This window comes from Suilimivivens sp., assembly GCF_037359455.1.
Taxonomy (GTDB): Bacteria; Bacillota; Clostridia; order Lachnospirales; family Lachnospiraceae; genus Suilimivivens; species Suilimivivens aceti.
Window position 1 is genome coordinate 41,881 of record NZ_JAXXXI010000057.1, and the last position, 22,318, is coordinate 64,198.

Sequence of the window (22,318 nt, forward strand, 5' to 3'; positions counted from 1 at the left end):
GCAGAAGCAGCAGACCGGGTGTTTGACTTTTGGGGCAGGATTTTATACTATTAGAGCAGAGTACAAAAGAAAAGGCGGCTCATCACATGTCTGTAAAATGTATTGCCCTGGATATGGACAGAACGACATTAAATGCACAGGGAATGTTGTCGGAAGAAAATAGAAAAGCGATATGCTTTGCTATTGAAAAGGGGGTTCACGTGGTCATAGCAAGTGGACGTGCTTTTTCCTCTCTGCCCGGGGAAGTGACAGGGATTCCCGGAATTGAATATGCGGTCACCTGTAACGGGGCAGAGGTTTATGAAATTTCCACAGGGAAATGTCTGAAGAGCTCCTGTCTTTCACCGGAAAGTGTGGAAAGGATTCTTTCACTGACAGAGAAAGGTGACGTGACATATGAAGGCTTTATCCGGGGAAAAGCCTTTGCCGGAGAGAAATATGTGAAGGATCCGGTACGCTTTGGAGCGACCAGACAGGCGGTTGATTATGTTCAGAGAACCAGACAGATGGAGCCGGATATCAGGGCATTTCTGCTTTCCCATAAAGAAGAGCTGAACAGCATGGATATTATCGTGAAAAATGAGGATGTCAAGGAAGCCATCTGGGCGCTTCTGGAAAAAGAGGTTCCAGATATTTACATTACATCCTCAATAGTACAGCTTATAGAAATCTCTTCATTATACAGTGGAAAGCACAATGGAGTCAGATTTATTGCAGATCAGCTTGGCCTGTCCATCGAGGAAGTGGCAGCCTTTGGCGATGCGGACAATGACGCGGATATGCTGAAAGAGGCAGGCGTTGGAATTGCCGTAGGGAATGCTTCTGGGCTGGCTATGGAAGCGGCAGATATGGTCGTGCCCCATCATGACAGAGATGGTGTGGCAGCAGGGATCTATCAGCTGCTTGGTAAATGAAGGAGGAACGGATATATGGCAGCAAAAGGGATGGCAGACAGAAAAATGACAGCTTCCTTTCTGGAGGAAGTAAAAGAGGAAGCCGGCAGGGCAACAGAGCAGCTGCTCCTGCAGGCGAAAACAGAGCCGGGTGATATTCTGATCGTTGGCTGTTCTTCCAGTGAGATTGTGGGAGAGCGGATCGGAACCTTTTCCAGCGTGGAGACGGCACAGGCGGTTTTTGAAGGAATCTATGAGGTAACGCAGGCACATGGGCTGTTTCTGGCAGCACAGTGCTGTGAGCATCTGAACCGTGCAGTGATCGTGGAAAAGGAACTGATGAAACGGGATCATCTGACCAGAGTAAATGTCGTACCAAAGCCCAAGGCCGGCGGATCCTTTGGAACTACTGCCTATCAACGGTTTAAGGAGCCTGTAGCAGTAGAAAAGATCACAGCACAGGCAGGTATGGATATCGGGGATACCCTGATCGGTATGCATCTGCAGCCTGTGGCAGTACCCGTAAGAATAGAAGTGAAACAGATCGGAAATGCTCATCTGGTATGTGCCAGAACACGGGCAAAGTTCGTAGGTGGCAGCAGGGCAGTATATGATGAGGCGCTTTTGTAAGCGCCTCTATTTTTCTGCAAGCAGCTTCTTTAATGCAGCGATTTCAGCATCCTTTTGAGCAAGCAATTCTTCCTGTGCCTCAATCTTCTCCTGAATGCCCTTCATTCTCCGGTAGTAATCTTCTCTGGCCTGGCACTGCAGGCGTACCTTTTCCTCCTGTGTCAGATGATAGACAGTTTCTGAAGCTTCTTTTAAATATTCATTGTTTTGAGAAAGCATATGCAGTTCCTCCCAGGTTCTGGCTTTGAAGAGGGAAGCCCAGAAGTCGATATGACAGGCCTTATCCTCATCAGTTGCTAAGTGTATCTGCGTTAAGTCTAACACAGACAGCTGCAGTTTGTCACTATAAACAGTATGATTTTTTACATTCAAAAGTTTATAGGTGGCATAAAATTCCGGATGTTCTGGAAACAGTGTGAAATTCAGAAGACCGATCTGGATGGCAGGCTTCACCGATTCGTAGCTCTGTCCAGCAGAAAGCTGATCAAATTCCCGGCAGAGGTAGCTTAAGGAGCGCTCCGGCCAGTTATGTTCATTAATGACCTGCATTTCCAGGTTGATCAGGGTATTCTGGTTAAGAACTACCCGGATATCAAGGAAAAAGGTCTTATCACTGGTGGATTCGCCAAGTACGATAGGATTCGTAATCTCCACGGAAGAAATTTCTGATGGAGAAAGGTGGAGCAGCGAGGCAATGAGGCCGGTAAGTACCCTGTTGTTTCGCTGCAGGAGAGCACGGAACAGGTAGTCATTGGTCATAGGGATGGTGAGAGCACCACGTTCCGGGAGCTGGAAGTTGTTTTGATTGTCAGACATGAAAATAAGATCCTCCTTAGAATGGTGTGAAAAGTAATAAGCGAAAATATCCGGTGAAAACCGGAAGGATGTTCCAAAAGGAACAAGAGTGAAATTGAAATAATTCTTCTGTGTTGAATGCAGTATATCAGCCAGCTCTATATCGTGCAAGTAGAAAAAAATTGCTGCACCGGGAAGCATAAACAGTCAGATATACAGTTTTTATACAAGAGGATGTAGGAAAGAACGGAAGGAGATCAAGATTTTGTATTGTGCAATCTGCCAGTCCGGTAAAAATGCAGAAATCTTGAAAAAATCGATATTCTCTGATACACTAGAAAAGATTTAAAGGGAAAGTTTTATCAATATAATAATAAAAGGAGTGTATATTATGAGCAAAGTAACATTTGACTATTCCAAAGCGGCTCCCTTCATTAAGGATCATGAAGTTGATTCCATGAAGAAACTGGCAGAAGATGCAAAGGAACTGCTTGTATCAAAGACAGGTGCAGGCAATGATTTCCTTGGATGGATCGATCTGCCGGTAGATTATGACAAGGATGAGTTTGCAAGAATCAAGAAGGCAGCAGCCAAGATCCAGAGCGATTCCGAGGTACTGCTTGTGATCGGTATTGGCGGATCCTACCTGGGTGCCAGAGCAGCCGTTGAGTTCTTACGTCACAGCTTCTATAACGTGGTAAGCAAAGAGATCAGAAAGACTCCTGAAATCTATTTCGTAGGAAATTCTATCAGCTCTACTTATATCAGACATCTGATGGATGTGATCGGAGACAGGGATTTTTCCATCAACATGATCAGTAAGTCAGGTACAACAACTGAGCCAGCCATTGCATTCCGTGTATTCAAGGAAATGATGGAGAAGAAGTATGGCAAGGAAGAGGCTGCCAGGAGAATTTATGCAACCACTGACAGAGTAAAGGGATCCTTAAAGCACCTTGCAACAGAGGAGGGCTATGAGACCTTCGTTGTTCCGGATGATATCGGTGGACGTTTCTCTGTACTTACCGCAGTGGGTCTTCTTCCGATCGCAGTCAGCGGTGCTGATATCGACAAGCTGATGGAGGGTGCCAGAGCAGGACGTGAAACAGCATTAAATGCGCCTTTTGAAGAGAACGATTCCCTGAAATATGCAGCAATCCGTAATATTCTGTTAAGAAAGGGTAAGGAGATCGAAATCCTTGCAAACTATGAACCCAGCGTTCACTATGTATCTGAGTGGTGGAAGCAGCTTTACGGTGAGAGCGAAGGCAAGGATCAGAAGGGTATTTTCCCGGCAAGTGTAGACCTTACCACAGACCTTCACTCCATGGGGCAGTTCATTCAGGATGGTTCCAGAAATATGTTTGAGACCGTGATCAATATTGAAACAAGCAGAGAAGAGCTCGTACTGCAGGAAGAGCCTGTTGATCTGGATGGACTTAACTATCTGGCAGGAAAGAGCGTTGACTTTGTAAACAAGAGCGCTATGAACGGAACCATTCTTGCACATACAGACGGACAGGTTCCCAACCTTATGGTAAAGGTTCCTGAAGTAAATGAGTTCTATCTTGGTGAGCTGTTCTACTTCTTTGAGTTTGCCTGCGGTGTCAGCGGATATCTGCTTGGCGTAAATCCTTTCAACCAGCCTGGTGTGGAAAGCTATAAGAAGAATATGTTTGCTCTTCTTGGCAAGCCCGGCTATGAGGCACAGAGAGAAGAACTGTTAAAGAGACTGTAATAACAGATAAAGGAACAGAAAAATTATGAAGATTGTAGTACTGGAAAGAAACAGCGTTGGGACTGACATTTCCATCGAGAGGATCACTTCCCTTGGAGAAGCAGTGGTTTATCCAAATACCGTAGCGGATGAAGTCGTAGAGCGTATCCATGACGCAGAGATCATTGTAGCTAATAAAGTACCCTTAAATGAAGGCACCCTGAAGGATGCACCGAATGTAAAGCTGATCTGTGAATTTGCCACAGGCTTTGACAATGTGGATATTGCATACTGCAGGAGCAGAGGGATCAAGGTTGCCAATATCGTAGGATATTCTACCGATTCTGTTGCACAGCACACCTTTGCACTCTGCCTGTATGTACTGGAGAAATTAAAACGTTATGATGACTATGTAAAGTCAGGAACCTATGCAGCCCAGAGCCGTTTTTCCAACTTTGATCTTCCGTTCTTTGAGCTTGCAGGAAAGACATGGGGTATTGTCGGCATGGGAAATATCGGCAGAAAGGTAGCCCAGATCGCAGCCGCTTTTGGATGCAGGGTAATCTTTTACTCTGTAACCGGAAAGAGCAGCTGTACCGATTATGAGAGAGTGGATTTTGATACTCTTCTTACAGAATCTGATGTTCTTTCCCTGCACTGCCCGTTAAGTGATCTGACAAGACATCTGATCAACAAAGAGGCACTGAAAAAGATGAAATCATCTGCAGTTCTGGTTAATGTGGCAAGAGGCCCCGTCATCTGTGATGAGGATCTTTACGAAGCGCTGGTGGAGGGTGAGATTGCAGGAGCCGGACTTGATGTAACAAGTACCGAGCCTATGAAGGAATCTAATCCTTTAAGCAGGATTCAGGACAGCAGCCGTCTGATCATTACGCCGCATATGGCATGGGCCAGTGTAGAAGCACGGATCAGATGTGTCAACGAGACTGCAGAAAACATCAAAGCTTTCTTAAGCGGCGAGAACAGAAATATTGTGAATTTGTAATTGACAATTTCATACAGAAGCAGTATGATAAAGAAAATTTAAGAACACCGAAACCGTTGAAGCGGAGATAACGGTGATGATGCTCCTACAGAGAGCCTGTGATTGCTGAGAGCAGGTGGAAAACAAGTCATCAAATGGACCGCTGAGGGTGCAGGGAAAGGCATATATTTAAGAGCCGAGTATTCTGCAACGTGAGACATACGTCAGTTGTCAGGGATATGTTAGTATCTCGTAAGAGTACAGCGCAGGCTGTAAATCAAGGTGGCACCGCGGATAGTAGTAAAGCTTATTCGTCCTTGACAGAATCATAGATTCTGTCAGGGATTTTTTTATTGCCATAAGGAAGAAGCAGGAGGACATATGATCACACCATCTCTCAATGACTTACAGGAAATCAGAAAACAGGGAATCTACAGAACAGCACCAGTCAGCATGGAGATTCTTTCCGATATCAAAACACCCATAGAGGTACTTAAGATCCTGAAAAATGTTTCAGATCACTGTTATCTGCTGGAATCTGTTGCAGACAACGAGAAGTGGGGCCGATATACCTTCCTTGGATATGATCCGAGTCTTGAGATCACCTGCCTGAACGGACAGATGAAGATTGGATCCCTTACCTTTGAAACAACGGATCCGGGAAGCTATATCAGACAGGTTGTTGCAGATCACAAGAGTCCGAGGTTTGACTACCTTCCTTCCTTTACCGGCGGACTGGTAGGCTACTTCTCCTATGATTATCTAAAGTATGCAGAGCCGACACTGCGACTGGATGCTGAGGATACGGAAGGCTTTAAGGATGTGGATCTGATGCTGTTTGACAAGGTGATCGCCTTTGACAACTTCAGACAGAAGATCATCCTGATGGTCAACATTGATCTGGAGCATCTGGAAACAGAATATAACAGAGCTTCTTTGGAGCTTTGCAGTATGGCAGATCTGATCAAGAACGGTGAGCCAAAGGAAGATATCCCGGGACACTGCACTACACCGGTAACTCCGCTTTTCCAGAAAGAGGAATACTGCGAAATGGTGGAAAACGCAAAGCACCATATCAAGGAAGGAGATATCTTCCAGATCGTATTATCCAACCGATTGGAAGCTGGATTTGAAGGCAGTCTCTTAAATACCTATCGGATCCTGCGTACGTTAAATCCTTCACCGTATATGTTTTATTTTTCCAGCAGCGATATGGAGGTAGCAGGAGCTTCACCGGAAACTCTGGTCAAGCTGGAGGATGGTGTACTGCATACCTTCCCGCTTGCAGGCACGAGGCCAAGAGGAAAGACAGAGGAAGAGGATCTCCGACTGGAGAAGGAGCTGCTTGCCGATGAAAAGGAACTGGCAGAGCACAATATGCTGGTAGATCTTGGAAGAAATGATATTGGAAAGATCAGCAGGTTCGGATCCGTTGAAGTAGAGAAATATCACTGTATTGAAAGATATTCCCACGTTATGCACATCGGATCAACGGTACGGGGAGAGATCAGGGATGACTGCGATGCCCTGTCAGCGATCGATTCCATTCTTCCGGCAGGAACACTTTCCGGGGCGCCGAAGCTTCGGGCATGCCAGCTCATCAATGATCTGGAAAACAATAAAAGAGGCATTTATGGCGGAGCCATTGGTTATATAGATTTCACTGGCAACCTGGATACCTGTATCGCTATCCGGATTGCCTACAAGAAAAATAATAAGGTATTTATCCGGAGCGGAGCCGGCATTGTAGCCGATTCTGTTCCGGAAAAGGAGTATCAGGAATGTCTGAATAAGGCAACGGCTGTGGTAAGGGCACTGGAGCTGGCAAAGGAGGTAACGGAATGATCCTTTTAATTGATAATTATGACAGCTTTTCCTATAACCTGTTTCAGCTCGTGGGATCCATTGATCCGGATATCCAGGTGATCCGGAATGATGTATCCACACCGGGAGAAATCCGGAGGTTGAAGCCTTCCTCCATCATCATTTCACCGGGACCGGGAAGTCCGGAGGATGCAGGGATCTGTATTGATGTGGTAAAGGAACTGGCTGGGGAGATCCCGATCCTTGGAGTGTGTCTTGGACACCAGGCGATCTGCAAGGCATTTGGAGCTACAGTTTCCTATGCAAAGGAGCTGATGCACGGAAAGCAGTCACTGGCAGAGCTGGATCTCACATCGCCTGTTTTTAAGGGGCTTTATGAGAAGATCCCGGTAGCCAGATATCATTCCCTTGCAGCAGTCAGAGATACGATCCCGGACTGCCTTAAGGTGATCGCAGAAACAGAGGATGGCGAAGTCATGGCAGTCCAGCATAGGGAAAAAGCTGTGTACGGACTGCAGTTTCATCCGGAATCAATCCTGACGCCGGATGGCAGAGTGATTCTTCAGAACTTTTTAAACCTTCAGAAATAAAAATACAGGAAAGAGAAAGGACGAAAAACATGATTAAAGAAGCGATTATCAAAATTGTTGACAAACAGGATCTGACTTATGACGAAGCCTATGCAGTTATGAACGAGGTCATGAGCGGAAAGACTTCCCCCACACAGAATGCTGCTTTTCTGGCAGCACTTTCTACCAAGAGTACCAAGGCAGAGACGATCGATGAGATCGCAGGCTGTGCAGCAGCTATGAGAGAGCATGCGTTAAAGGTTGAGCACGATATGGATGTGCTGGAGATCGTAGGAACCGGTGGTGATAATGCACACAGCTTCAATATTTCCACAACCTCTGCCCTTGTGATCGCAGCAGGCGGCGTGAAGGTTGCCAAGCATGGAAACCGTGCAGCTTCCTCCCTCTGCGGAACAGCAGACTGCCTGGAAGCACTGGGTGTAAATATTGACCAGACTCCGGAGAAATGTGTGGAGCTTCTTAAGAAGGTGGGTATCTGCTTCTTCTTTGCACAGAAGTACCACACTTCCATGAAGTATGTTGGTGCAATCCGTAAGGAGCTTGGAATCCGTACCGTATTCAATATCCTTGGCCCCCTGACCAACCCGGCAACACCCAATATGCAGCTTCTTGGTGTTTATGATGAGTCACTGGTGGAGCCTCTTGCCAGAGTACTGACAAGCCTTGGTGTAAAGAGAGGCATGGTAGTATATGGAACCGACAAGCTGGATGAGATTTCTGCAAGCTCCCCTACTCTGATCTGCGAGTTTAAAGACGGAGAATACCAGACTTATACCATTACACCTGAAGAATTTGGCATGAAAACATGCAAAAAGGATGATCTGCTTGGCGGCACACCGGCAGAAAATGCAGAGATCACACGTGCGATCCTGAAGGGTGAGGACAAAGGACCAAGGAGAAATGCAGTTCTTTTAAATGCCGGTGCAGCCCTTTATATTGGCGGCAGGGCAGAGAGCTTTGCAGATGGCATCCGGCTTGCCGGAGAACTGATCGACAGTGGCAAAGCACTGGAAACACTGGAAGCATTTATTAAGGAGAGCAATTCATGACATCCATTTTACATACCATTGCAGAGCATGCAAAGGTGCGGGTAGAGGAAGCCAAAAAGCAAAAGCCGCTTTCTGAGGTAAAGAAGGAGGCACTGGCTATGGAGCCTCTTTCCGGATTCCCTTTTGAAAAAGCACTGGCAGAAGGCGATATCAGTTTTATCTGTGAATGTAAGAAGGCATCCCCGTCGAAAGGACTGATCGCAGAAGATTTTCCCTATGTGGAGATCGCAAGAGAATACGAGAGAGCAGGTGCATCCTGTATTTCCGTACTGACTGAGCCAAAGAGGTTTCTTGGCAGTGACCGGTACCTGCAAGAGATCACAGAAGCGGTTTCCATTCCCTGTATCCGGAAGGATTTTACCGTAGATGAATATATGATCTACGAGGCAAGACTTCTTGGTGCATCCGCAGTGCTTCTGATCTGTGCACTTCTTCCGGAGGAAACGATCCGGGAGTACATCAGGATCTGTGACAGCCTTGGTCTGTCAGCACTGGTGGAAGCCCATGATGAAGAGGAAATAGCCATGGCGCTCCGGGCAGGAGCCAGGATCATTGGCGTAAACAACAGAAATCTGAAGGATTTCACAGTAGATGTCCACAATTCCGAAAGGCTTCGCAGTCTGGTTCCTCCCTCTGTTCTTTTCGTAGCAGAGAGCGGGATCAAAACAGCCGAGGATATTGGTGTACTGCGGAAAGCCGGTGTGAATGGTGTGCTGATCGGGGAGACGTTGATGCGTTCCCAGGATAAAAAAGCCATGCTTGATACATTGAAAGGAATCCGGTCATGACAAAAATTAAAATATGCGGCCTTCGGAGGGAACAGGATATCCGCTATGCCAATGAACTGATGCCGGATTATATCGGATTTGTTTTCCTGAAGGGGAAGATGCGGTATGTCACCTTTGAAGAGGCGGCACGTCTTCGAAGCCTTCTGGATCCGGCAATTCCGGCGGTTGGTGTATTTGTCAACGAACCGGCAGAAAATGTGATCCGGCTGCTTCAGTCGGGAACGATCCAGATCGCACAGCTTCACGGGCAGGAAGACGAAGCTTATATTGAAGAACTGAGAAGAGCCGGTGATCACTGTATTATCCGGGCATTTGCAGTCAGAAGCAGCGAGGATATCCACAGAGCTTTTGCTTTTCCGGCAGATTATCCTCTGCTCGACAATGGGAAAGGAACCGGGGAAACCTTTGACTGGTCACTTTTTCAGGAGCAGGAGAAACCGTTTTTCCTGGCAGGCGGGCTTTCACCTGAGAATGTAAAAGAAGCAATAGAATGTTTTCATCCTTATGCTGTAGATGTCAGCTCAGGAGTGGAAACAGATGGATTTAAAGATTATGAGAAAATGAAGGCATTTATGGATGCCGTGAGGAGGTAACAGATGTCAAAATCAAGAGGACGCTTTGGCGTACATGGTGGTCAGTATATTCCGGAAACACTGATGAATGCCGTGATCGAGCTGGAAGAAGCGTATAACCATTATAAGGATGATCCGGAATTTAACAGAGAGCTGACTGCTCTTTTCAATGATTATGCAGGCCGTCCCAGCCGTCTTTATTATGCAGAAAAGATGACAAAGGATCTGGGCGGTGCCAAAATTTATCTGAAAAGAGAGGATCTGAACCATACCGGTTCCCATAAGATCAACAATGTACTTGGTCAGGCTCTGCTGGCGAAAAAAATGGGTAAAACAAGACTGATCGCTGAAACAGGTGCCGGGCAGCATGGTGTTGCCACAGCTACGGCAGCAACTCTGCTTGGCATGGAGTGTGTGGTTTTCATGGGTGAAGAGGATACGAAGCGTCAGGCACTGAACGTATATCGTATGCGTCTCCTTGGTGCGGAAGTGATTCCGGTAAAGACCGGTACAGCGACACTGAAGGATGCTGTTTCCGAGGCTATGAGAGAGTGGACCAGCAGGATGGATGATACACATTACTGCCTTGGCTCTGTTATGGGGCCCCATCCCTTCCCGACCATGGTCAGGGACTTCCAGGCTGTGATCTCCAAAGAAATCAAACAGCAGATCATGGAAAAGGAAGGACGGCTGCCGGATGTTGTGCTTGCCTGTGTGGGAGGCGGAAGCAATTCTATCGGTACCTTCTATCACTTTATTGAAGATAAAAATGTGGAACTGATCGGCTGTGAGGCTGCCGGAAGAGGAATCGATACCTTCGAGACAGCAGCAACCATTAATACCGGACGGCCTGGTATTTTTCATGGCATGAAATCCTATTTCTGCCAGGATAAATATGGACAGATCGCCCCGGTTTATTCGATCTCAGCAGGACTTGATTATCCCGGGATCGGGCCGGAGCATGCATGGCTCCATGATACCGGCAGGGCAAGCTACGTGCCGGTAACAGATGATGAAGCAGTAAACGCTTTTGAATATCTGTCACGTACCGAGGGCATTATCCCAGCGATCGAAAGCGCCCATGCAGTGGCTCATGCCATGAAGATCGCAGGAAGCTATGATAAGGATAAAATTATGGTAATTACCATTTCCGGCCGTGGTGACAAGGACTGTGCAGCCATCGCCCGTTACAGAGGGGAGGATATCAATGAGTAAGATCAAAGAAGCATTTGCAAAAGGCAAAGCATTTATTCCATTTATTACCTGTGGAGATCCGGATCTGGAAACCACCAAGGCTGTTGTAAAGAGTATGGCGGCAAATGGTGCAGACCTGATCGAGTTTGGAATTCCTTTTTCTGATCCTACTGCAGAAGGTCCTGTCATTCAGGGAGCAAACTTAAGGGCACTGACCGGCGGTGTGACAACGGACAAGATCTTTGACATGGTGCGGGAGCTGAGAAAAGAGCTCACCCTTCCCATGGTATTTATGACCTATGCTAACGTGGTATTTTCCTATGATGCAGATAAATTTATTTCCACCTGTGCAGAAATTGGAATCGATGGCCTGATCCTTCCGGATCTTCCTTATGAGGAAAAGGAAGAATTTTCAGATATCTGTAAGAAATATGGTGTGGAGCTGATCTCTTTGATCGCACCTACCTCAGAAAACCGAGTGGCTATGATTGCCAGAGAGGCGGAAGGGTTTATCTATATCGTATCCAGCCTTGGTGTGACCGGTGTGCGGAGCGAGATCCGAACAGATATTTCCTCTCTCGTGAAGCTGGTAAGAGAAAATTCTTCCGTACCATGTGCTGTAGGCTTTGGTATTTCCACTCCGGAGCAGGCGGCAAAGATGGCCGGTATTTCCGATGGTGCGATCGTAGGATCTGCGATCGTGAAGTTGATCGCCCAGTACGGGAAAGAGGCAGCAGGCCCTGTCGGAGAATATGTGAAGTCCATGACAGATGCGGTTCACGCACTGTAAATTTGAATAAATGTGTAAGTGCCCCGGAACCCTCCGGGGCATTTATTATGTCATAGGAAATTGTTCCAAAATATAATTCTGAAATTTGTATATTTCAAACAAAATGTATTTTTTTATGGAAATCGGATTGACACCAGACATAAATGGAATATAATTTAGTTAACCGGTTAACAAAACCGTATTCCCATATGTATGAAAAGAGCAGATATGAAAAACAGAGTAACCATCAGGGATGTAGCAGCGGCAGCAAATGTATCCGTTGCCACAGTATCCTATGTATTAAACGGCAAGAAAAAAGTATCAGAAGAAACCAGACAGAAAATACTGGCAGTGATAGATGAGCTTGGTTTTGTACCGGATCTGAATGCCCGTGGATTATCCGTTAAGGATACGAAGCTGCTTGGGGTTGTTGTTCCCCAGACAGAGCCGGGAAGCAAGCTGATGTTCCATAATATTTTTTACAGTGAATTACTGGGAAGCATCGAATATGCTGCAAGGCAGCGGGGCTATCATGTTATTATTTCCGCTACGGATGTGACAGAGGATTACCTTCATCTGATCCAGGAAAGGAATCTGGCTGGGGTGATCATCATTGGAACCTACCAGAATTGTTTCTTCAGCGAACTGAAAACACTGGACGTGCCGGTTGTGCTGATCGACAGTTACTGTAAATATGATTATTTTCATAAGCTGAGGATTGATGACGAAGACTGTTCCTATCAGGCGACAGAATATGTGATCCGCCAGGGACACAGAAGGATTGGACTGGTGACCGGTCATCTACAGGAAGATGGTGTTATGCAGAAACGTTATCGCGGTTTCCTGCGGGCATTTGAGCAGAATGGACTCACTTTTTCTGGTGAAAATCTGTATGAAGCAACTGTGGATTATGAAAGTGGTGTCCGGGCAGCTGACTGGTTTGCGGATACGAAGGCAGATATTACGGCAGTCGTTGCCACAGCGGATGTACTGGCGATCGGCCTGATGAAGGGTTTTTATGAAAAAGGCATCCGGGTACCGGAGGAGGTATCCATTATAGGATTTGATGATCTTGATATCTCCAAGTACACGACGCCGGGACTTACGACAGTGAAACAGCCCATATCAGCCAAGGGAGAGCGTGCCGTTGAAATACTGATCGAGAATATAGAAAATCCCAAGATGGAAAAAGTGGAAGAAGTATTTCCGGTAGAATTAATAGAAAGACAAAGTATCAGAAAAAGAGTGGAGACAACATGATTTTTGAAATAATAAAAGGACAGGGGTATCAGAAGAGAATTCCGTTGGGAAACGGATTGTATGCACAGATCAGGCGGACTGAAACAGAAAAGCTTGTGATCGACGTACCATATCAGGGTGTGTATGGTCTTGGAGAAAAGTTCGATTCTGTTAATCAGAAAGGAAAGACCGTAGAGACACAGGTAATTGAAAAGTTCTGTAATCAGGGAAATATCAGCTATTGCGTGACACCGTTTTTTATTACAGATTCCGGTCTTGGTATTTATATCAAAACCGGAAAAAAGACAGTGATTTCCCTGCAGGATGAAATTATATGTGAGATCCCGAAAGAAGCAGAGGTTACTGTTTTTACTGGAAGTATTGGAGAAATCATACAGGATTATGTGGGTCTGTTCCAGAAACCTAAGCTGCCGCCAAGATACGCATTTGGAATCTGGGTATCGGCCAATCACTGGAACTGTGAGGCAGATGTAGACAGGCTGCTTGCAGAGCTGGAAGAATATAGGTTTCCTGCAAGTGTGATCGTGCTGGAGGCATGGAGTGATGAAGCGACTTTTTACATCTGGAACGGAGCTGAATATAAGCCGGAGAAGTCCAAAGAAGGATTCAGCTATGAGGATTTTGATTTCAGAAACAGTCCTTACTGGAAGGATCCAAAAGGAATGATCGAAAAACTTCATGAAAAAGGAAAGAAGCTGGTACTCTGGCAGATACCGGTATTTAAAGGAATGGAACCTGACAGAACATCAGAGCAGCTTGACCTTGATAAGGAATATGCCATAGAGCATGGACTGGCAGTTCTCAATAAGGATGGAACACCGTATGAAATACCGAAAGGAAACTGGTTTGAAGGCTCCTACATACCGGATTTTACCAATGAAAAAACAAGGGAATTCTGGTTTCGTAAGAGACAGTATCTGACGGATATAGGCGTGGATGGATTCAAAACAGATGGCGGAGAGTTCATTTATTCCAAAGATGTATTATTTTCAGATGGAACAGATGGAGAAGAGGGCAAGAACCAGTACTGTCAGGATTATATCAATGCGTATAGTCACTTTATTACAGAGGATCAGGTATTGTTCAGCCGTGCCGGATATGCAGGTGCTTCCGGAACCCCTATCTTATGGGCAGGAGATCACCAGTCAACCAATGATGAGTTAAAGAATGTACTTCGGGCGGCTCTTTCATCTGCCATGAGTGGGATTCTTTTCTGGAGCTTTGATATAGGGGGATTTGCGGGACCGCTGCCCAGTCTTGACTTGTACAGAAGATCTACCCAGATGGCAGTATTTACTCCGGTTATGCAGTGGCATTCAGAACCGGATGGAGGTCAGTTCAGGGAACTGATGCCGGGAGCTGAGGGCAATAATGAAAGAAGCCCCTGGAATATAGCAATGGCATATAACAAGCCGGAATTTATCGAGGAAATGCGATACTGGCATATGCTCAGGGAAGCGTTACTGCCCTATATTTATGAATCTGCACAGACTGCAGTCCGTGAGAGCAGACCAATGATGCGGCCGCTTGTATTTGATTATCAGGCTGACAGAGCTGTGACAGACATAGAGGATGAATACCTGTTTGGAGACAGCCTGCTGGTTGCTCCTTTTATGGAAGAGAATCAGACATCCAGAAAGGTATATCTGCCGGAAGGAAAATGGCATGATCTTTTTACCGGCAGATGCTATGAAGGAAAGAAATGGCATGAATCAGACAGAAAATCCAGACTGCCGGTTTATATAAAGGCAGATGCCATGATCCCTGTGGATCATAATGGAAAAACAATCATGGTAAAGGGGGATGATACAAAGGACATATTCTGAATTTCATACAGGGAAACATGGGAGGTTAACCGTTTAAAATGAAAAAGGAGAGCATACAATTATGAGAAAAAAATTAATTTCACTTTTATTAACAGGCGTATTAACAGCATCACTGCTTGCGGGATGCGGATCTACAGATAACAGTGCAGCTTCTGAAAATACAGCAGCTGCAGAAGAGACAGCCTCAGCAGAAGAGGCTCAGGAAGCCGTTGATCTGGCTGGAACAGAGACAACTGAAGAAGCAGTGGAAATTACTTATGCGAATTTCAATGCTTCCGGTGGAAATGAGGAAACGCTTCAGAAAATGTATGAGGCTTTTCATGACGAGTATCCCAACATTACAGTAAATATTGAAACAATCGGGTATGATGATTATTTTACACAGATGCAGACAAGAGTAGCAGGCGGTACTGCACCGGACTGTTATGAGTTAAATATCGAAAATTTTGCTGCCTATGCAAATAAGGGAGTCCTGGCAGAGCTGACCGGTATTGATACCAGTGGATACAATGCAACAGCACTGAATGCGTTTTCTGTGAATGGCAAGCAGTACGGTGTTCCTGGAAATTTCTCAAACGTAGTTCTAATTTATAATAAAGACCTGTTTGATCAGGCCGGAGTTGCTTATCCAACAGACGACTGGACATGGGATGATGCCATGGATGCCTGTGAGAAGATCAGTGCGCTTGGTGATGATATTTATGGCATTTACCAGCCAATTACCTTTAATGAATTTTTTAAGGTGGCAGCCCAGTATGGCGGAGGTGTCTTAAATGCAGATAAGACAGAGTTTACTATTAATTCAGAAGAAAATCTGAAAGCAGCAACCATGATGATCAGTAAGGTTACAGATACGAATGTACAGCCTACAGAAGCACAGATGGGAGGCATGGGTGACTGGGATCTGTTTGAAAGCGGAAGACTTGGCATGATTCCTACAGGTATCTGGGCATTCAATACTTTTGCAGATGCATGCGACTTTAACTGGGATATCTGTGTAGAGCCGGGTGGAACGCAGAAAGCAACCCACTTCTTCAGTAATGCACTTGTAGTTAATGCAGACAGTGATAAGAAGGAAGCTGCTGCTACATGGATCAACTGGCTGGCTTCCAGTGATACATCAGCCCAGATGAGAATTGATGCTGGATGGGATCTTCCCGCAATCAGCAATGAAGAAGTACTTTCCGGATACCTGAAGCTGACACCTCCGGAAAACCGTCAGGCTGTATTTGATTCCTTAAATTATCTTACAGTTGCTCCTATTATAGAGGATTATTCACTGATGTCAGATATTATTACCGGTAAACTGAGTCTGGCAGCAGGTGGAGAGATTACAGTACAGGAAGCACTGGATCAGGCACAGGAAGAGTGCAGTGCACAGATTTCATTACAGTAAAAGCAGAATTTGAAAAGACAGGTAACCTGCTGCATGCAAGCCATGCGGCAGTTTACCAGGAGTCTTGTAAGGAAAAAATATGAGTAAAAGGAAAGAAAAAAGAGCTTTCAGAAATGCAATTCCCTTTATGCTGCCAAGTCTTGTGGGAATGATCGTTTTCAGCCTACTGCCTATCCTGATCTCCATTGTGATCAGCTTTACAGGGTGGAATGGGTTGGACAGACTGTCATGGAAGACACTGGCAGATAATTTTGTTTTTCTGGATAATTACAAACAGATACTGGGAACAGATGAGTTCTGGAAGGTGCTTGGCCATACCTGCTACTATATCGTGCTGTATATTCCGCTGGTTTTAGTCATGTCGCTTGTGATTGCATCTATTTTGAACAGAAATATGAAGGGAATCACAGTATTTCGTGTCATGTACTATATTCCGGTGCTTACTTCATGGGTGGCAGCCAGTCTGATCTGGAAATGGGTATTAAGTCCACAGTATGGAATTTTAAACCAGCTGCTTGGATATCTTGGTATTTCTGGACCTGGATGGCTGACAGATAAGGTATGGGCAATGCCTGCGATCGTGCTTGCTTCTGTATGGAAGGATATGGGATTTTATGGTTTGTTTCTTTTATCGGGCTTAAAAGCGATCGACACCGGATATTATGAAGCTGCAACAGTGGATGGAGCAGGAAAAATGAAGCAGTTTTTTTCCATTACACTGCCACTCTTAAGTCCATCCATGTTTTTCTGTATTATCATGGCACTGATCAATGCTTTTCAGCTGTTCCCACAGGTACAGATCATGACAGAGGGTGGACCAAACGGTGCAACACAGGTTATGGTAGAGAGAATTTATACTTATGGATTCAAGTACTTTAAGATGGGATATGCTTCAGCATATTCATGGCTTCTGTTTGTTATCATTTTTGCTCTGACGCTGGTTCAGATGAAATTACAAAATAAGTGGGTGCATTATGAATCATAATAAATTTGGAGAAAAGCTGAAAATTATATGGAACTATGTTCTGGCATGCCTGATTGCGATTATCGTGATGATCCCGTTTTTCTGGATGCTTTCCACTTCCTTTAAAAGTAAGGGAGCGTTAATGCAGATTCCGGTTGAGTGGATTCCGAAGGAGCCTACGCTGGATGGATATAAAATGGTATTTTCAAGATTCCCGTTCCTTAGGGCGATCCTGAACAGCTTTCTGATCACCTGCAGCTACACAGTAGTTACGATCCTTTCAGCATCCATGGCGGCATTTGCTTTTACCAAGATACAGTTTCCCTACGCAAATGTGGTATTTAAGTTATATCTGGCATCCATGATGATTCCCACACAGGTGACCATGATCCCGCTGTTTGTGATCATGAATAATCTGGGACTGATCAATACCTATCCCAGTGTGATCCTGCCATCGCTGTTCCGTGCTTTCGCAGTATTCATGTTGGTACAGCAGATGAGAGGAATCCCCAATGATTACATGGAAGCTGCGCAGCTTGATGGTGCAGGTCTGTTCAGGATTTACAGGACAGTGATCCTTCCTCTTACCAAATCAGCGATTGCAACACTGACCATTACTACCTTTATGGAAAGCTGGAATGACTATCTGTGGCCATTACTTATGCTGAATGATAAAAATAAAATGACACTGACACTGGCATTAAACAGCTTGAACGGACAGTATGGTACAGAGTATAATATTTTAATGGCAGGAAGTTTACTTTCTATGATACCGATTATTGTTATTTATACTCTTGCTCAAAAATACTTTAAGGAAGGATTAATGGCTGGCGGCGTAAAGGGCTAGTCCGGGATGAAATTATGGTAAAAAAATACAGCTTTGGCAATCCCATTGAAACAGATGCAGTTGTAAAGGATATTGCAGAAACTGAATGGAAGGACGGCATATTCAGAAAAGAGGGCAATTCTTTTCACTATACACTCCGGCCGGATGAGATCATTTACGGTCTTGGCGAAAATGTACGTGGCATGAATAAGAGAGGCTGGCGGTATGTGAGTGAATGTGCGGACAATCCGAATCACTGCGAGCATACAAGCTCTCTTTATGGAGCACATAACTTTATCATGGTCGGTGACGGCGTGCAGAAAACCTGCGGTCTGTTTGTAGACACACCAGGCAGGGTCACCTTTGATGCCGGTTATACAGATATCGATGAACTCTGTATCACCATGGAGGATGGGGATTACAAGCTTTATCTGATCGAAGGCGCATCCTATCCTGATGTGGTAAAGGAATTCCGTGAGCTGATCGGAAGAAGCTATATTGCACCCCGCTGGGCGTTTGGTTATGGACAGAGCCGCTGGAGCTACAATACCGCAGATGAAGTCAGAGAGGTTGCAGCAGAATATAAAAAGAGAAATATCCCTATCGACAGTATTTATCTGGATATTGACTATATGGAGCGGTACAAGGACTTTACCATTAACCGGGATACCTTTGCAGATTTCGAAGATCTGGTAAAGGAAATGAAGGAGCAGAAGATCCATCTGGTGCCGATCATAGACGGCGGTGTGAAGAAAGAGGATGGCTATGATGTCTATGAGGAAGGAAAAGAAAAGGGGTATTTCTGTAAGGATGAGGATGGCGAGGACTTTGTCATCGGTGTATGGCCTGGCAAGTGCTGCTTCCCGGATATGTTGAATGATGAGGCCAGAGAATGGTTTGGCGACAAGTACCGGATCCTGATCGATAAGGGAATTGACGGCTTCTGGAATGACATGAATGAGCCGGCAATCTTTTATTCTGAGAAACGTCTGAAAAAAGTCTTTGACAAGATGGAAGAATATAAAACAGCCAATCTGGATGTCAATACCTTCTTTGAAATGACGGATCTGATCGGTACGATCTCCAATAATCCGGAGGATTATGCTTCCTTTTATCATAATTATAAGGGAAAGCGTTACCGCCATGATAAGGTGCATAACCTGTTTGGCTACTATATGACAAGATCTGCGGCGGAAGCGTTTGAGCGTTATGTGCCGGAGAAGAGAATCCTGCTGTTTTCCAGAGCATCCTATATCGGAATGCACAGGTCTGGTGGTATCTGGCAGGGGGATAATATGGCATGGTGGTCACATCTGAAGATGAATGTGAAAATGATGCCATCCCTTAATATGTGTGGTTTCCTTTACACTGGTGCAGATGTCGGTGGATTTGGTGCAGATACGACAGAGGATCTGGTGTTAAGATGGCTTGAATTTGCTGTATTTACACCTCTGCTTCGAAATCACTCCGCAAGAGGGACCAGAAGACAGGAGGTTTACCGTTTTTCCCATGTGCAGGACTTTGCGGATGTGATCGGTGTGCGTTATCAGATCCTTCCTTATATATACAGTGAATATATGAAAGCAGCACTTCGAAATACCATGATGTTCAGCCCGTTGTCTTTTATTTACGGAGGGGATGCACTGGCAGGACAGGTGGAGGATCAGCTTCTGATCGGGGAAAATATTATGATTGCTCCGGTCTGTGAGCAGAATGCTTCCGGCAGAGTGGTATATTTCCCGGAGAGAATGAAGCAGCTTATCTTCAGAAAAGGAACCGTTGCAGAGGGGATTGTTTACGAAAAAGGCTTTGCCTATGTGGATATGCCGATGGACAGTGTGAATATTTTCCTGAGAGAAGGATATCTTTTCCCGGTAGCAAAGGGTGGAAAGTGTGTAGAAGATGTTGATTTTGAAGACCTGACGCTGTATTCTTTTGGAGAAGAGATAAAACCGTATGAGTACTATCTGGACGATGGAGAAACCAAAGACTTTAATATAGAGTCACATGTCCGTATGCTGAGCTGTTAAATGACCGGAAGGCTGGCAGCAGGTTTTGTCAGCGGAAGGGAGTTAAGCAGATGAGTGAAACCATAGTAACACTGAAAAAGGGAGAAGGCCGTACACTGAAAGCCGGTGGTATGTGGGTTTTTGATAATGAGATCGAAAGCATCATGGGACGTTTTGAAAATGGAAGCATCGTGACAGTACATGATTTTGACGGCTATCCTATGGGAAGAGGCTTTATCAACCAGAATTCCAAAATACGGATCCGCCTGATGACTAGAAATGTAAATCAGGAAATTGACCACGAATTCTTAAGGGACCGTGTCAGAATGGCATGGGAGTACCGCAAGAAGACTGTTGATACGGGAAGCTGCAGGGTGATTTTCGGAGAAGCAGATTTTCTGCCGGGACTTGTGATCGACAAGTTTTTGGATGTGCTTGTAGTGGAATCCCTTGCGCTTGGCATTGACCGTTTCAAGCTGGAGATCGTGGAGCTGTTAAAGGAAGAGCTTCTGAAGGATGGCATAAGGATCCGTGGTGTCTACGAGAGAAGTGATGCAAAGGTAAGGCTGAATGAAGGCATGGAACGGGTGAAAGGCTTCCTTTCTGAAGAGTTTGATACCAATGTTGAGATCGTTGAGAATGGTGTGAAATATCTGGTAGATGTGAGGGACGGACAGAAGACAGGATTTTTCCTGGATCAGAAATATAACCGTCTGGCGATCCAGAAGCTGTGCAAGGATGCCAGAGTCCTGGATTGCTTTACCCATACAGGTTCCTTTGCCCTGAATGCGGCGATCGCCGGAGCAAAAGAGGTTACTGGTGTAGATGCATCGGAACTGGCAGTGGAACAGGCTGCGAAGAATGCAGCGCTGAATGGTGTACAGGACAGAGCGAAGTTCATCTGCAGGGATGTATTTGAACTGCTGCCGGAGCTTGAAAAGCAGGGAGAGAAGTATGATGTGGTGATCCTGGATCCCCCAGCTTTCACCAAGTCCCGTAATTCTGTAAAGAATGCAATAAAGGGCTATCGTGAGATCAATCTCCGTGCCATGAAGCTGGTAAAGGACGGCGGCTTCCTTGCTACCTGTTCCTGCTCCCATTTCATGACTTATGAGCTGTTTACAGAAACGATCGGGCAGGCGGCCCGTAACGTGCACAAGAGACTGCGCCAGGTGGAATTCCGGACACAGGCTCCGGATCATCCGATCCTCTGGGCGGCAGACGAGTCATACTATTTGAAATTCTACATTTTTCAGGTGGTGGACGAGAAGTAATGACTGGAAAGTGGCGGTTTGGCTACGGTATTGAGATTTTTTTGAAAAGGAAGCTATGATATTATTATCATGGAAGTAATGAACAGAGAGTGATCGAGAAAATGCGGTTGCTCTTTTTTATTGTGAAGGGATTTACATATGTTATAATAAAACAAATTAACAAATCGGAAATTGTGAGGGTAATTATGATAAAGTTTTTGAATGATATCAGGAATGTAGAAAAACCAATATCTAATAATAGAAAAATTATAAATACTATAGCTGTATTGTTCCTTGGAATAGCTTTGGGGACTTTTTCAAAATTTTTGGATTTTCGTCAAGCTGAACTTCCCAGTGTGCTTATGGCAATAAATGGAGTTTTAGATATTGGTAATTTTCTTGGGCGTTTTGCAATCTGGATATTGATTGCACTGTGTATTTCTATTTATAGCAATTCTGCAATAAGAGCAAGCATTAATGTTTTTGCATTCTTTATTGGTATGGTTGCAAGTTACTATTTGTATTCAAACTATATTGCAGGATTTTTTCCAAGAAGTTATGCGGTGATTTGGTTTGGATTTACAGCTGTTTCTCCATTATTGTCTTTTGCCTGCGGGTATGCAAGGGGGAAAAGCAAACTGGCACTTATACTATCGGCGCTGATTTTGGCAGTATTGTTCAATATGTGCTTTGTATATGGATGCTGGTATTTTAATGCAAAATCTGTTTTAGAAGTGATAGTCTTTATTATTGGACTTATTGTTTTGAGGAGAGACACATTGAGGAGTTCTGCGCTAATGGGAACGATTAGTATAGTTCTTGTAGTTTTACTTGATATGGTTATTCCATTTCATTTTGGATAAACAACTTCAAGTTTGGAGAATTGAAAAAAACGGAATTTACCTATTAGGACATATAAACTGTTGACAATAAAGCTCCTATATAGTATGTTTTTAATAAACTACTATATAGGAGCTT

20 protein-coding genes are annotated in these 22,318 nt (G+C 44.9%); 19 read left to right on the forward strand and 1 reads right to left on the reverse strand.

Features of this window, described 5'->3' with window-relative positions; genetic code table 11:
• Positions 1-86: 86 nt before the first annotated feature.
• Both WJQ40_RS12950 and WJQ40_RS12955 read left to right on the forward strand, forming a co-directional pair.
• Complete coding sequence (locus WJQ40_RS12950; protein ID WP_337540714.1) at positions 87-914, forward strand: HAD family hydrolase; 828 nt, start codon at positions 87-89, stop codon at positions 912-914.
• A 15-nt stretch (positions 915-929) separates the two neighbouring features.
• Positions 930-1,523 (forward strand): TIGR01440 family protein, encoded by a 594-nt coding sequence (locus tag WJQ40_RS12955; protein WP_337540716.1) that lies wholly within the window; start codon positions 930-932, stop codon positions 1,521-1,523.
• A 6-nt stretch (positions 1,524-1,529) separates the two neighbouring features.
• Here the strand turns inward: WJQ40_RS12955 and WJQ40_RS12960 are convergent, their stop codons facing one another.
• Positions 1,530-2,339: an Rpn family recombination-promoting nuclease/putative transposase gene (locus tag WJQ40_RS12960; protein ID WP_337540718.1), complete on the reverse strand. Its 810-nt coding sequence runs from the start codon at positions 2,337-2,339 to the stop codon at positions 1,530-1,532.
• 367 nt (positions 2,340-2,706) lie between these two features.
• Between WJQ40_RS12960 and WJQ40_RS12965 the strand changes: the two genes are divergently transcribed.
• The 17 genes from WJQ40_RS12965 to WJQ40_RS13045 all read left to right on the forward strand — a co-directional run bounded on the left by WJQ40_RS12965 (position 2,707) and on the right by WJQ40_RS13045 (position 22,203).
• On the forward strand, positions 2,707-4,056 hold the full coding sequence (locus tag WJQ40_RS12965) for a glucose-6-phosphate isomerase (RefSeq protein ID WP_337540757.1): 1,350 nt from the start codon (positions 2,707-2,709) through the stop codon (positions 4,054-4,056).
• 25 nt (positions 4,057-4,081) lie between these two features.
• Complete coding sequence (locus tag WJQ40_RS12970; RefSeq protein WP_337540719.1) at positions 4,082-5,041, forward strand: D-2-hydroxyacid dehydrogenase; 960 nt, start codon at positions 4,082-4,084, stop codon at positions 5,039-5,041.
• A 360-nt stretch (positions 5,042-5,401) separates the two neighbouring features.
• Positions 5,402-6,865, forward strand: a complete 1,464-nt coding sequence (locus tag WJQ40_RS12975) for an anthranilate synthase component I family protein (RefSeq protein WP_337540721.1) — start codon at positions 5,402-5,404, stop codon at positions 6,863-6,865.
• Positions 6,862-7,434 (forward strand): aminodeoxychorismate/anthranilate synthase component II, encoded by a 573-nt coding sequence (locus WJQ40_RS12980; RefSeq protein ID WP_337540723.1) that lies wholly within the window; start codon positions 6,862-6,864, stop codon positions 7,432-7,434. The genes WJQ40_RS12975 and WJQ40_RS12980 overlap by 4 nt, the downstream gene beginning before the upstream one ends.
• 29 nt (positions 7,435-7,463) lie before the next feature.
• Positions 7,464-8,483 (forward strand): anthranilate phosphoribosyltransferase, encoded by a 1,020-nt coding sequence (gene trpD, locus WJQ40_RS12985; protein ID WP_337540726.1) that lies wholly within the window; start codon positions 7,464-7,466, stop codon positions 8,481-8,483.
• The gene (trpC, locus tag WJQ40_RS12990; RefSeq protein ID WP_337540727.1) at positions 8,480-9,271 is read left to right on the forward strand and encodes an indole-3-glycerol phosphate synthase TrpC; all 792 of its coding nucleotides are present in this window, start codon (positions 8,480-8,482) and stop codon (positions 9,269-9,271) included. The genes trpD and trpC overlap by 4 nt, the downstream gene beginning before the upstream one ends.
• Positions 9,268-9,864 (forward strand): phosphoribosylanthranilate isomerase, encoded by a 597-nt coding sequence (locus WJQ40_RS12995; protein ID WP_337540728.1) that lies wholly within the window; start codon positions 9,268-9,270, stop codon positions 9,862-9,864. The genes trpC and WJQ40_RS12995 overlap by 4 nt, the downstream gene beginning before the upstream one ends.
• Positions 9,865-9,867: 3 nt before the next feature.
• Positions 9,868-11,058: a tryptophan synthase subunit beta gene (gene trpB / locus WJQ40_RS13000; RefSeq protein ID WP_337540730.1), complete on the forward strand. Its 1,191-nt coding sequence runs from the start codon at positions 9,868-9,870 to the stop codon at positions 11,056-11,058.
• Positions 11,051-11,827: a tryptophan synthase subunit alpha gene (trpA, locus tag WJQ40_RS13005; protein ID WP_337540731.1), complete on the forward strand. Its 777-nt coding sequence runs from the start codon at positions 11,051-11,053 to the stop codon at positions 11,825-11,827. Before trpB ends, trpA begins: the two co-directional genes overlap by 8 nt.
• Before the next feature lie 207 nt (positions 11,828-12,034).
• The gene (locus tag WJQ40_RS13010) at positions 12,035-13,066 is read left to right on the forward strand and encodes a LacI family DNA-binding transcriptional regulator (protein WP_337540733.1); all 1,032 of its coding nucleotides are present in this window, start codon (positions 12,035-12,037) and stop codon (positions 13,064-13,066) included.
• Positions 13,063-14,892: a TIM-barrel domain-containing protein gene (locus WJQ40_RS13015; protein ID WP_337540734.1), complete on the forward strand. Its 1,830-nt coding sequence runs from the start codon at positions 13,063-13,065 to the stop codon at positions 14,890-14,892. Before WJQ40_RS13010 ends, WJQ40_RS13015 begins: the two co-directional genes overlap by 4 nt.
• 61 nt (positions 14,893-14,953) lie before the next feature.
• Positions 14,954-16,288 carry a sugar ABC transporter substrate-binding protein gene (locus WJQ40_RS13020; RefSeq protein WP_337540736.1) on the forward strand — a complete coding sequence of 445 codons (1,335 nt, stop codon included), beginning with the start codon at positions 14,954-14,956 and terminating at the stop codon, positions 16,286-16,288.
• A gap of 79 nt (positions 16,289-16,367) precedes the next feature.
• Positions 16,368-17,273, forward strand: coding sequence for a sugar ABC transporter permease (locus WJQ40_RS13025; RefSeq protein ID WP_337540739.1), 906 nt, complete (start codon positions 16,368-16,370; stop codon positions 17,271-17,273).
• On the forward strand, positions 17,263-18,099 hold the full coding sequence (locus WJQ40_RS13030) for a carbohydrate ABC transporter permease (RefSeq protein WP_337540742.1): 837 nt from the start codon (positions 17,263-17,265) through the stop codon (positions 18,097-18,099). The genes WJQ40_RS13025 and WJQ40_RS13030 overlap by 11 nt, the downstream gene beginning before the upstream one ends.
• Positions 18,100-18,113: 14 nt before the next feature.
• Positions 18,114-20,108 (forward strand): TIM-barrel domain-containing protein, encoded by a 1,995-nt coding sequence (locus WJQ40_RS13035; RefSeq protein WP_337540743.1) that lies wholly within the window; start codon positions 18,114-18,116, stop codon positions 20,106-20,108.
• 50 nt (positions 20,109-20,158) lie between these two features.
• A complete protein-coding gene (locus WJQ40_RS13040; protein ID WP_337540745.1) occupies positions 20,159-21,361 on the forward strand; it encodes a class I SAM-dependent rRNA methyltransferase in 1,203 nt (400 codons plus the stop codon).
• 185 nt (positions 21,362-21,546) lie between these two features.
• A complete protein-coding gene (locus WJQ40_RS13045; RefSeq protein ID WP_337540747.1) occupies positions 21,547-22,203 on the forward strand; it encodes a hypothetical protein in 657 nt (218 codons plus the stop codon).
• The last annotated feature ends 115 nt before the right edge of the window (positions 22,204-22,318 follow it).